At 46.6% G+C, this 11,511-nt stretch carries 12 protein-coding genes; 4 read left to right on the top strand and 8 right to left on the bottom strand.

Annotation, left to right across the window (positions count from 1 at the left end):
* The first annotated feature begins 16 nt into the window (after positions 1–16).
* Genes V7R88_RS06730 through V7R88_RS06715 form a run of 4 tightly spaced genes read left to right on the top strand, consistent with a single transcriptional unit; the run spans position 17 to position 3,715 of the window.
* Complete coding sequence (locus V7R88_RS06730) at positions 17–970, top strand: ABC transporter ATP-binding protein (protein ID WP_057717212.1); 954 nt, start codon at positions 17–19, stop codon at positions 968–970.
* Positions 971–982: 12 nt separating this feature from the next.
* Positions 983–1,993: an extracellular solute-binding protein gene (locus V7R88_RS06725; protein ID WP_054399146.1), complete on the top strand. Its 1,011-nt coding sequence runs from the start codon at positions 983–985 to the stop codon at positions 1,991–1,993.
* The gene (locus V7R88_RS06720; protein WP_226319632.1) at positions 1,990–2,307 is read left to right on the top strand and encodes a hypothetical protein; all 318 of its coding nucleotides are present in this window, start codon (positions 1,990–1,992) and stop codon (positions 2,305–2,307) included. The genes V7R88_RS06725 and V7R88_RS06720 overlap by 4 nt, the downstream gene beginning before the upstream one ends.
* Positions 2,288–3,715 (top strand): ABC transporter permease, encoded by a 1,428-nt coding sequence (locus V7R88_RS06715; RefSeq protein ID WP_250546435.1) that lies wholly within the window; start codon positions 2,288–2,290, stop codon positions 3,713–3,715. The genes V7R88_RS06720 and V7R88_RS06715 overlap by 20 nt, the downstream gene beginning before the upstream one ends.
* A gap of 90 nt (positions 3,716–3,805) precedes the next feature.
* Here the strand turns inward: V7R88_RS06715 and V7R88_RS06710 are convergent, their stop codons facing one another.
* The 8 genes from V7R88_RS06710 to V7R88_RS06675 form a co-directional block, all read right to left on the bottom strand.
* Complete coding sequence (locus V7R88_RS06710; protein WP_054399148.1) at positions 3,806–4,306, bottom strand: universal stress protein; 501 nt, start codon at positions 4,304–4,306, stop codon at positions 3,806–3,808.
* A 90-nt stretch (positions 4,307–4,396) separates the two neighbouring features.
* Entirely contained in the window at positions 4,397–5,254 is an 858-nt protein-coding gene (locus tag V7R88_RS06705) for a MetQ/NlpA family ABC transporter substrate-binding protein (RefSeq protein ID WP_057717292.1), read from the bottom strand.
* Positions 5,255–5,272: 18 nt separating this feature from the next.
* Positions 5,273–5,944: a methionine ABC transporter permease gene (locus V7R88_RS06700; protein WP_054399152.1), complete on the bottom strand. Its 672-nt coding sequence runs from the start codon at positions 5,942–5,944 to the stop codon at positions 5,273–5,275.
* Entirely contained in the window at positions 5,944–7,011 is a 1,068-nt protein-coding gene (locus V7R88_RS06695; protein WP_057717294.1) for a methionine ABC transporter ATP-binding protein, read from the bottom strand. Before V7R88_RS06695 ends, V7R88_RS06700 begins: the two co-directional genes overlap by 1 nt.
* 634 nt (positions 7,012–7,645) lie before the next feature.
* Positions 7,646–8,371, bottom strand: a complete 726-nt coding sequence (locus V7R88_RS06690; RefSeq protein ID WP_057717295.1) for a DnaD domain-containing protein — start codon at positions 8,369–8,371, stop codon at positions 7,646–7,648.
* A gap of 77 nt (positions 8,372–8,448) precedes the next feature.
* A complete protein-coding gene (gene asnS / locus V7R88_RS06685; protein WP_015640374.1) occupies positions 8,449–9,744 on the bottom strand; it encodes an asparagine--tRNA ligase in 1,296 nt (431 codons plus the stop codon).
* 20 nt (positions 9,745–9,764) lie between these two features.
* Entirely contained in the window at positions 9,765–10,964 is a 1,200-nt protein-coding gene (locus V7R88_RS06680) for a pyridoxal phosphate-dependent aminotransferase (protein WP_027822580.1), read from the bottom strand.
* Between the two features lie 22 nt (positions 10,965–10,986).
* Positions 10,987–11,487 (bottom strand): DUF5590 domain-containing protein, encoded by a 501-nt coding sequence (locus V7R88_RS06675; RefSeq protein WP_080392702.1) that lies wholly within the window; start codon positions 11,485–11,487, stop codon positions 10,987–10,989.
* Between the last annotated feature and the right edge of the window lie 24 nt (positions 11,488–11,511).

Below are 11,511 nucleotides of genomic sequence, written 5' to 3'. Positions count from 1 at the left end.
AAAGGAGTTACATATCGTGGTTGCCATTAAGCTAACCGAATTATCTAAAAGTTTTCAAGGTCCGGTAATCAATCAACTCAGTCTGACGATTCCTGATCAACAAATCACGGCATTAATTGGTCCGTCTGGTTCCGGCAAATCAACGCTGTTAAACATGATTGCAGGTCTAACGACACCTGATAGTGGTCAAATTTCATTTGATAATCAGCCTATTTTTGATGCCACCACCCATTTGAATCAGCCACCCGCCCAGCGTCACTTGGCAATGGTTTTTCAAGACTTTGCCCTGTGGCCGCACATGACGGTCCAGGAAAACGTCGCCTTTGCATTAGAAAAGCACCTGACCAAGCCGGAATTGGCTAATCAAGTCAATTGGGCGCTGGAACAAGTGAGCTTGACCGACTTCCGACATCGTTATCCGCGTGAACTTTCGGGTGGTCAGCAGCAACGTGTCGCCCTTGCACGCGCACTAGCGACGCAACCAGATTTAATCTTATTCGATGAAGCATTAAGCGCGCTTGATCCTGAACTACGCACACGGCTCCAATTAGAGATTCGTGCCCTAATTCACGACCAGCATCTGACAGCAATCTTTGTGACCCATGATCGTCCAGAGTCCTTGCGAGTCGCCGACCATCTCGTATTACTTCAGGATGGCAACGTGGCCCAAGCGGGCACACCCGCGCAGCTGTACCAACAGCCCAAATCTCAGTTCGCAGCCAATTTCATGGGCCAACTTAATCAGATCAACGCGCATCAGGCCATTCGCCCAGAATATGTCACAGTCAGCCAAACGAATACCCCGCAGCCCACTTACCAAGGCTTGGTACAACGTTCAACCTTCATGGGTGACCATTTTGATACTTGTGTCCAAGTCGGCACCTACGATTGGCATGTCCAGACCAAGTTGCCGTACACCGCAGCACCGATTACATTAAGCATCGATCCACATCAAATACTAACTTTTTAGGAGTTGACACACATGTCTAAAACGGCAATTATCACATTATCCACGCTCGGCGTGCTCGCAATTGGCACGTCACTTTATGTTAATCAACATCAGAAAAAAACGTTAACCGCCAACGCGCAAACTAGTCAACAAGTCTTAACAGTATACGCCGCCGGACCTAAACCCCTTTCTGATCAAATCATCCACGGCTTTGAAGCCAAAACTGGCATTAAAGTCAAAAGTTTTGACGGCACGACTGGTAAGATTTTAAGTAAGGTCAAGGCCGAGCAAGGTAATTCACAAGCTGATGTGCTGATTTTGGCTTCAATGGCCGCTGGCGTTGACCTCCAAAAGAACGGTCAGCTATTGACCTATCAGCCCGCTCGAGCTAAACATCTAAATGCGCAGTTTAAGGACGCTAGCCACCAACTGATCAATTACAGTGCTTCGGCAGTTGGCATCACCTACAATACGCAGCACATCAAATCGGCACCGACAGACTGGTCTGACTTAACAACAACCCCGTATCGCAATCAAGTGACCATCCCGGACCCTCAAACTTCTGGTTCAAGTCTGGACTTTATCAATGCTTATCAAATGAAGCATGGTACCAAACTGCTCAAAGCGCTTCAAGAAAATGGCGCCGATATCGGGGGTGCCAACAAGGAAGTGCTCGATGCGGTCATTACCGGCCAAAAAGCGGCCGTCTTCGGTGGGGTCGATTACATGAGTCTGACGGCTATTAAAAAGGGCGAGAAGATTGGTTTCGTCTATCCTAAGAGTGGGACCTTAGTTAATCCACGACCAGCGATGATCTTGAAAGCTAGTCGTCACCAAGCCGCGGCCAAGCAATTTATTGACTACCTCTTGTCAGCTAAAGTTCAAAAACAGATTCAAAAAAGCAACTTAATTCCCGGTACCGCGAGCGATTTGACCGATCCACGCAATGGTGAAACCATCAAAGCTTACACGGTCAATTGGACCAGTGCTAATGCTGCTCTGACTAAAAACGTGGTCGCATTTAATCAGGTCTTTAGCCGATGAGTAATCGCCAAGTTCGCTTGTCCTTATCAATCATCATCAGTTGCGTGTTGGCGATTCTAATTATCGGCCCCCTCGTCGCCCTGATTGGCCAAACACTAGTTGGGCAATCACCGCTCCAACTATGGACACAGCTGACGCATTCAACCAACCGCGTAAGCATTCAACACAGTCTGTTCCTCGGTGGAGGCACGGTGATTGGGACGACCCTACTGGGCCACCCCCTTGGCATGGATCATGACGCGTACTCGCTTAACAAAACTTCCCTGGTTGCATTGGCTTTTGTTAGTGCCGTTCATGACACCACCATATATTAACGCGATGGGCTGGTTATATTTCTTCCAACCACACGGACTTCTGGCCCAGCTCAATCCGAGTTGGCACCACCAATTTCAGTGGCTATTTTCGCCATTCGGGATGATTGTTATCATGAGTCTGCACTTATACCCCGTGGCTTACCTAGGCTTGCGCACGGCCCTCACGCAATTCAACCAGCGCTGGCTTCAGGCAGCTGAAGTTCACGGGGTCAGCATTTGGCGGCAACTAGCGCGGATCACGGTGCCAATCATGTTAGTCCCATACTTAGCTGTGTGGATTCTAGTCTTTACCAAAACCTTGGCTGAGTTTGGTACGCCAGCCACTTTTGGCCGGAGCATTCACTTCGAAGTGCTGACGACTACGATTCAAAAGGACCTCAGTCAGTGGCCCTTAGATTTTCAAAACGGGGTGCTCACTGGCACCCTCCTACTGACAATTGCTCTGATTGCCTGGGGTGCCCAACAATGGCTGCTACGACGGCCGGCCGTTAAGTTCACCGGGCAACGGTCAGCGCCACAATATCAGCATCCTGGCGTGACGGCTTTGGCAAGCACTTTCGTCACTACGGTCATCGGGATTGCGATTATCCTGCCATACAGTGCCATTGTGCTCCAATCGCTGCTCAAACAACGCAGTCTTGGTTGGAGTCTGTCCAATCTGACACTTGCACACTATCTGGATCTGCTGCGCTTTGACAGTCCAGCCTGGCAAGCCATTATCACGACCGTGGGATTGGCCTTATTGATCAGCAGTCTCAATGTGATCGTTGGTTTATTCTTAAGTGTCGGAAGTTTAACGAAACACTTTCCCAAATGGCTACGACGATTGTGTTATACATTAGGCGCATTGCCACTCGCAATTCCGAACGTCGTCTTAGCATTGAGCTTAATGATGCTCTTTTCACAGGTGCTGGCGTTCACTAAATTATACGGCACCCTGACCATCATCCTGATTGCGGATGTCACCTTATTTCTACCCACTACGGTGCAATACTTAACGACTGCTCTCAAGGCGTTTGACTCGGAATTATTAGCCAGCGCGCGCATCTTCGAACCAAGCTTCGGTCGCATTATCCTAAAGATTGCACTTCCGATTCTATGGCCAGCGCTACTCAACAGTTTCGTGATGGCTTTCATTGCCACAAGTCGTGAATTAGTCGTTGCCCTCTTGTTACTGCCTTCGGGGATGACGACCGTTTCAACCTTTATCTATCAATCGTTTGAACAGGGCGAAGCAGCCGCCGGTATGGCCCTAGCAGTGGTGACAGTCGTCCTTACATTCATCGGGCTGATTGGCGCTAATCGGCTGCACTCAGTAGACAAGCGCGTGGTAGCGTCCGAACCAGTGTCCAAACGACACCAATCGGCGCTTGAACCGACAGTTGCGAACAACAAAGGACAACTTTAAGCAATCTTCAACACTACCAGAAACTAAAAAGCTGGTCGCACGAACGTCAAAATTGACGTCGTGTGACCGGCTTTAATCATCACTTACGAATTATTTAGACTCATCGGCCGAAACATCACCGGTTTGTTCAACCGTTTCAGCTTTATCATTCGGCATGTTAACGACGGTGACGTTAGCTTCCGTATTACGAACAACATACGCTGTCGTTGAACCTAAGAACAGGCGGGAAATCGCATTGGTTCCCGAACGACCAATTACGATTAAATCAATATTTTGGGCCTTGGGAACATCGACCGCAATTGTTACCTTGGGCACTCCGGTTTGCTGAATCGTTTCGGCGTGCAACTGGTGGGCCGCAACTTGATCCTGGGCCCGCTCTAATAACTTCTTACTCTGGGCTTGATCAAAACTCATCATATCTGGTGCCGCACTCGTAAAAACATCCGGACTGTAGACGCCAAATCGATTAACATCGATGACGTGCAATAAAAATAACTGGGAGTCAAAAACCTTCGCTAACGCAATCGCGTGTTCAAGTGCATAATAAGCATTATCGGAACCATCTAATGGGACCAGGATTCGTTTATACATGGTTGAGACCTCCTGATAAGTTTAATGAGTTACAACATTTATTATCATAATCATAACTTATCCATGATTGTCGAGCACCCAATATGCTTATTAATTATCAAAATAAGATAGCGGTTTATTGACGTTGATCTTAGTACCGTAATATTTTTGCTTGATATACTTTTGAATATCAGCTCGATGGTATAATTTAACTAGTTTAAGGTAACTTGCACGATGCTTGTTCTTAGCGGCCGTTGCTAAGATATTGACGTTATCCTTAGTACTCTTATTCAGACTTTCGTGGAAAATCGAATCCCGTAAAACGTGTAAGTGTCCTTCCAAAGCAACCGTATTCGAGATTAAAACCGCATCGACACTTTTAATGATCCGGGGACCGGTCGTATCATCGGTCTGTTTGAATTTCAGATGACGGGGATTGCTTGTAATATCCTTCACTGAACCTAAGACACCAAAATTTGCCGCCAGTTTGATCAGGCCCGCTTTTTGAAGCAGCAACAGGCCTCGCGAAGCTTGAGAGGGATTGTCAGCAATTGCAATCGTAGCGCCATCCGGAATTTCATCGACGCTTTGATATTTTTTGGAGTAGATTCCCATTGGTTCCAAATAAGTCGTTCCTAACGCCGCCAACTTGGCCTTGGGATTCTGCTGATTATACGTTTCATAATATGACCAGGACTGAAAGGCGTTTACATCAACGTTACCATCCGCCGTGGCCTTGTTCAGCTGAACCCCATCCGTAATCTGTTTGACCTTAATCGTTAGGCCCATCTTCTTGGCATCCTGGCTTTGAGCAATGTGCTGCCAGACTTCATAGTCCGACCCCATTGATCCGACCGTAATCGTGGCACTCTGTTGCGCGCGGGCCGAATAACTCGTTATTTCATGTAACCCCACACAAATACCGACAATTACGGCAATACCAATCAACCACCATGCTAATCGTTTCATCGGCTTATTCCCCCTTTTTTAATGGTGTGAGACGCTTTTGACGAGCCAATCACCAAATAGCTGTACAGCAAATACTAAGATTAAAATGATGATCATCGCCACAAACGTCACGTCGTTTTCAAACCGAGCGTACCCAATACTGATTGCAATGTCACCTAAGCCGCCCGCACCGATCGCACCGGCCATCGTCGTCAGACCAATCAGGCTAATCACCGTCACGATGGAGACGCGAATCAAATCAGGTAGTCCCTCTTTCAGATAAACCCGAAAAATAATTGCCATGGGACTAGATCCCATGGACTGAGCAGCTTCGACGATGCCCTGATCAACATCGAGTAACGCATTTTGAACTTGCCGGGCATAGAAAGGAAAAATACCAAAAACTAGTGGGACTAACGATGCCGTGGTCCCCACCGTTGTTCCAACTAAATAGCTGGTCAACGGCGAAATTACGGCCAGTAGAATAATAAATGGCACTGAACGGAGTAAGTTCGTTAACTTGTCTAATATTTGATACGAAGGGCCATCAGCTAAAATGCCTTGGGGTTGTGTCACAACTAATAGCACGCCTAATCCCAAGCCTAATATTCCTGCGACCAGCGCGGAAACTGCGGTCATATAGAGGGTCTCCAACGTTGCTTGAATAAACTCAGCTTTCATTTGCAAGACATTCGGAATTAATGTTGTCATTAGTCCACCATTCCCTTCACAACTTCTTCATTAATAATGCGCGTGTGTACGCCTTGAGCGGCCATATTAGTGACCGCCGTATTGAAGGCCGTTAAATCACCCGTAATAATCGCAATCATGTCACCAACGTTTTGACCATCGATCTGATCAATATTGGCAAACAAAATGTTAACGTCGACTCCCAGTGTTTGCGATAACTGCGAGACGATCCCCTGCTTCGTCGATTGACCAACGAACTTAAACGCAATCAGCTCCTGGTCCGCTGCTAATTCACTCAATTTAATCGTTTTAGTGATTCGTTGAATGGCGGCCCGAACATTGGTAGACGTTTCCACAAAATCAACCGTCAGGGGTGCTTTAGGGGCTGTGAAGACTTCTGCAACCGGTCCTCGCTCGACAATTCGCCCATCAGCCATAACGGCAACATGGTGACAAATACTCTTGATGACTTGCATTTCATGCGTAATGAGGACGATGGTGATCCCTAACTCGCGATTGACCCTTTGCAACAACTCAAGAATCGCTGCCGTGGTCTTTGGGTCCAGCGCACTAGTTGCTTCATCAGAAATCAAGATTTGCGGGTCAGTGACCAGGGCCCGCGCGATTGCCACCCGCTGCTTCTGCCCACCGGATAATTTATCTGGGTAGGTCTGCGCATAGTCTGTTAATCCAACGAGCTTCAGTAGCCGTAATGCTTTGGCGCGGCGGTCCTGTTTACTAATTTTTTGACCCAGTAATGGGTAAATAACGTTGCCCAGCACTGTCCGTGATTGCATCAAGTTGAAGTGTTGGAAGATCATCCCAACGTGTTTCCGGGCTTGCCGTAATGCAGCTGGCGATAGCGTTTGTAAGGCCTGGCCGTTGACGACTACCTGGCCCGTTGTCGGTGGCTGTAAGAGATTGATCACCCGCACCAGGGTACTTTTGCCGGCGCCGGAATAGCCGATAATGCCATAAATATCACCCGTCTGGATTTGTAAATTGACATCTTGAACCGCGTGAACGACTTGGTGCCCGTCGTCAAAGGTCACCGCGATGTCTTTTAAATCAATAATTGCCTCTGTCATAGTCGACTTCCTCCCATTAAAAAACGCCCATCGTCTCTAATCTGATTATCAGATTAAGGACGAATGGACGTTTTCCGCGTTACCACCTTACTTCAAATGACCCTCACAGGCCACCGCACTTCGAGTACCGCCACTGCAATTTCTGGGTGAGACTCTAACCGCATAACGGGCGTAACCGTCAACGCTTAACCCCATCAGCTCAGCGTTGAAACTTGCATTATAAGACCATCTTCACCGTTGTGAAATGGCTACCTCGCACCAACCGGCAGTTCTCTATGGCATTCCAACAACGGCTACTCATCTTAGACGTATTTATTAATATATTTACTTGGTTGTTTACAGTATTACGCTATTTTAATGAGAAGTCAACATTTAATTATAACCATTCTCTAATTTAAGCGATATTCACAGATTCCGGTCTGCTGATGTGCCCCACCAGTTTATTTGGGCCGACAGATTCCGGTGGTCTGGTTTCGACCCCAGTGCGCTGCGCCAACGACGTAAACAGCTACCATTGATGTGAAGCAACGCCCAATTCATCCCGTAAAAAAAGTGGTAACGACACCTCACCCAGGCAATCGTCACCACTTTATCAAGATTATTGTAACCCCCGACATGCTTTTCAGCACAATACTTAAGACTGGTCTTCACCTAATTTGAATAACGGAATCTTCGGACCGGCATTTTCACCCGTCTGGCGTTGTGGTTGCGGAGCGGAATTCAAGCGTTGCTCAATACTGCGTTGCCGCTCTGCTTCCACCTGGGCAGCCGTCTTCAAGTTACGTTTCTGCCAGTTCAACAGAATTCGGTCCATATACGTCAAGTTATAGACTTGACGCAGAACTGCTTCTCGCAGTGCCAATTCGATAACTTCCGGTTCATAATGGTCTTCGTCGAACCACTTACTAATACTTTCCATTTCGATTGGTGACAAGTCCCGGCCAAATTCCGTTTGAATTGCCCGAAAAACTTTTTCCCGCCGATTTTCATTTGTGGCCTGTCCGGAAACTTGATCACCAGCCGGTTGTTTCTTGAGTGCGACGGCCAGCTTGTCATACAGGCCGTCAAAATTATAACGGTCATGAATCTTGTGGTCATCCGCCGTGATCGATTCAATCGTCAATAATTTCTTGGCTAACATTTCATGTAGCCGCTGAAAAACGGCATTTGTCGATTCACCTAAACTCTTGGCAATTACCGCAGCATCTGGGAATTGATTACCCTGATCAATTAACCGTTTGAACTGCAAATAAACCAATAATTCATCGTTTGTGACCCCAATTTCACGATAGTGGGCCAATAATGCGTTCGCAATGGTCGTTTGACCATCATTCACTAACGCGGCAGCTAAGGACTCCATCTCGTTATCATCCTTTCACTATTAAGAGCGTGAGACTAGGTCCCACGCTCTTAATAAAACTAACCTTCAATTAAAGTTTACGGGTAAATCCGGTTCAACAACCGTGGGAACGGAATTGTCTCCCGCACGTGATCTTCGGCCGTAATCCAAGTCAAGAATCGCTCGAGTCCCAAACCAAAACCAGCATGAGGAACACTACCATACTTACGTAAATCTAAGTACCAAGCATAGTCGTCTGGATTTAAGCCGGCTTGTTTGATCTGGTCAAGTAAGTAATTGTAATCAGTTGCTCGTTCTGACCCGCCAATAATCTCACCATAGCCTTCTGGGGCTAATAAATCCGCACAAATCACCACGTCGTCCCGGGTTGGATGCGGCTTCATATAAAATGGCTTGATGGCTTTCGGGTAATTCAAAACGAAGACGGGTTGATCGAAGTGATCAGCCAAGAAGGTTTCTTCTGGTGAACCAAAATCAACACCCCAATCCACGTCAAAGTCATTTTCTTTTAACAATTCAATGGCTTCATCGTAACTGATTCGTGGATAAGGTAACTTGGTGTACTTCTTCAACGTTTCAACATCACGACCTAAAATGTCGAGTGCGTATTGACAATGATCAATCACACCTTGAACGAGAAAGGCAATATAACGTTCTTGAACTTCCAAACTTTGTTCTTGATGCATGAAAGCCATTTCTGGTTCAATCATCCAGAACTCAATTAAATGCCGCCGAGTCTTGGACTTTTCAGCCCGGAATGTTGGGCCAAAAGTAAAGACCTTTCCGTAGGCCAAAGCTCCGGCTTCGGCGTATAACTGACCACTCTGTGATAAGTAGGCATCCCGATCAAAATATTCAGTATGGAACAATTCAGTTGTCCCTTCAGGTGCACTCCCAGTCAAAATTGGTGAGTCCATCTTAATGAAACCTTCTTGATTAAAAAATTCATACGTTCCGCGAATGACTTCATTACGAATGTTCATGATTGCCCATGGCCGCTTAGAACGTAACCATAGATGCCGGTGATCTAGTAAGAAGTCCACCCCATGTTCCTTAGGCGTAATTGGGTATTCTTCACTTTCACCAACGACTACAATGTCTTCAACTTCGATTTCATAACCGAACTTTGAACGACTGTCTTCATGAATCACACCCGTAATCCACATGCTGGCTTCTTGCTTAACTTCCTTAGCGAGTTCAAAAACTTCTTCGCTAACTTGGCTCTTAACAACGACACCTTGGAAAAAGGCGGAGCCATCACGTAATTGTAGGAAGGCAATCTTACCACTTGAACGTTTATTAGTGAGCCAAGCCCCAATCTTTACTTTTTCGTCGACATGGTCCTTAGCATCGATAATGTTGATCTGTTGCACCATTTACTTACATCCTCCAATTACTTTGCTTGTTCAGCAATTTTTTCTGTCATAAATTTTTGTAACCGTCGATGGGCCTCTCGCAAGGAATCGATATCAGTTGCATAGCTTAACCGTAAACAACCGGGCATGCCGAACGCCTCTCCAGGCACTAAACCGACATGGGCTTCTAATAACACTGCCGTCACAAAGGCCGGTGCATCTGCATAGCCTGTTAAACGCAATGCTTCCGTAATATCTGGGAACAAGTAAAAGGCTCCCGCTGGTTTGCCAGCAGGCATCTTAAACCCAGGTAAACGCTCGATCAGTGGGTATAGTTCGTTTAACCGCGCTTCAAAGCCCTGACGCATCGTTTCAACCGATGATTGGTCACCACTAAAAGCTTCAATCGCAGCATATTGTGATACGGCGGCTGGGTTGCTAGCAGCGTGACCTAACACGACCCCCATCTTAGCCATGATGGTTTGTGGCCCGGCAGCATATCCGATACGCCAACCAGTCATGGAATAGGCCTTTGAAACCCCATTGATCAAAACCACGTGATCCATATTAGCATCATCTAATTCTAACACGGATGTAAATTCATTACCGTTATATAATAACTTTTCATAAATTTCATCCGCAATTACCAAAACGTCGTGTTCAACGGCCCAGTTCACGATCGCCGTCAATTCTGCACGGCTGAATACCAGACCGGATGGATTCTGTGGCGAATTCAAGACTAAGGCCTTCGTCTTAGGCGTCCGCTGCGCTTCCAAATCAGCAGCGGTAAACCGCAACTGTTCATCGGTGCTAACTTCGACTGGCACACCACCAGCTAATTTAACTTGCTCCGAATAGCTGACCCAGTATGGGACTGGTAATAACACTTCATCGTCGGGATTCAGAATAACTTGGAATAACGTAAACAACGCCATTTTTGCGCCATCCGTTACGACGATCTGATTAGGATCAAAATGGTAGTGATGGTCAGCTTCAATTCGCTGACTGATAGCTTGTTTTAAAGCTGGTAATCCAGTTGCCGGTGTGTAGAAACTCGCTTGACCATTTTGAATACTATCAATGGCTGCTTGCTTAATGTTATCCGGGGTCTGAAAATCCGGTTCACCGATTCCTAAATTGATAACGTCAACGCCGTCCGCCATCATTTGCTTGGCAGTCGCACTGATCTTCAATGTCGCTGACGGTTGAACCTGCATTACTTTACGCGATAATTCCATGTACATCCGCACTCCTTTAACCTTAAATGTTAATAATTGATTTCAGCTGGTTTCCATTAGAATACTGCAAAATTTCATAACATAAATTCTTTTTCTGGTTCAAGTACGTAATTTCCCACACGACCGTCCCATCATACTTCCCAAGCGTCGCTTTGATAATCTTGCTAGGATTGCGTTTAGACCAGACCTTTTTCAAGGCTTTCGTACGTGAAATCCCAGCGGACTGTTCGATAACGGTCGTTTTATGATGTTTATTCGCGTTAATTAACGCGTATACCGGAACATTTTTACTCGACGTTCCCGTAACGACGTAATAACTACTGGTGCCATTGTACTGTGAAAAGGCCGTCGTGGTCTTTAGCTTGCCCTTGCTGACGGCCAGACTATACGCCGTCTTCTGGGCTTGGTGCATTGGCCGTTGTGCGGCCCATAACGTGCCATAGACCGCCACGATAATAGCTAAAATGACGACCAGAATAATCATAATGAGTCGCTCAGGGCGCCTTCTACGTTGAACTCGCATATGCTCTTCCTTTCAAAAACAGAT

This window comes from Lactiplantibacillus argentoratensis, from assembly GCF_037290055.1.
Taxonomy (GTDB): domain Bacteria; phylum Bacillota; class Bacilli; order Lactobacillales; family Lactobacillaceae; genus Lactiplantibacillus; species Lactiplantibacillus plantarum.
The sequence above is the reverse complement of the archived record's forward strand: the minus strand, read 5'-3'. Positions and strand labels throughout refer to the sequence as shown.

Bases quoted from the DNA above. Each gene is read 5' to 3' on its own strand.
- V7R88_RS06725 (WP_054399146.1), top strand. From the start codon at position 983: ATGTCTAAAACGGCAATTATCACATTATCCACGCTCGGCGTGCTCGCA.
- V7R88_RS06720 (WP_226319632.1), top strand. From the start codon at position 1,990: ATGAGTAATCGCCAAGTTCGCTTGTCCTTATCAATCATCATCAGTTGC.
- V7R88_RS06715 (WP_250546435.1), top strand. From the start codon at position 2,288: ATGACACCACCATATATTAACGCGATGGGCTGGTTATATTTCTTCCAA.
- V7R88_RS06710 (WP_054399148.1), bottom strand. From the start codon at position 4,306: ATGTATAAACGAATCCTGGTCCCATTAGATGGTTCCGATAATGCTTAT.
- V7R88_RS06705 (WP_057717292.1), bottom strand. From the start codon at position 5,254: ATGAAACGATTAGCATGGTGGTTGATTGGTATTGCCGTAATTGTCGGT.
- V7R88_RS06700 (WP_054399152.1), bottom strand. From the start codon at position 5,944: ATGACAACATTAATTCCGAATGTCTTGCAAATGAAAGCTGAGTTTATT.
- V7R88_RS06695 (WP_057717294.1), bottom strand. From the start codon at position 7,011: ATGACAGAGGCAATTATTGATTTAAAAGACATCGCGGTGACCTTTGAC.
- V7R88_RS06690 (WP_057717295.1), bottom strand. From the start codon at position 8,371: ATGGAGTCCTTAGCTGCCGCGTTAGTGAATGATGGTCAAACGACCATT.
- V7R88_RS06680 (WP_027822580.1), bottom strand. From the start codon at position 10,964: ATGGAATTATCGCGTAAAGTAATGCAGGTTCAACCGTCAGCGACATTG.
- V7R88_RS06675 (WP_080392702.1), bottom strand. From the start codon at position 11,487: ATGCGAGTTCAACGTAGAAGGCGCCCTGAGCGACTCATTATGATTATT.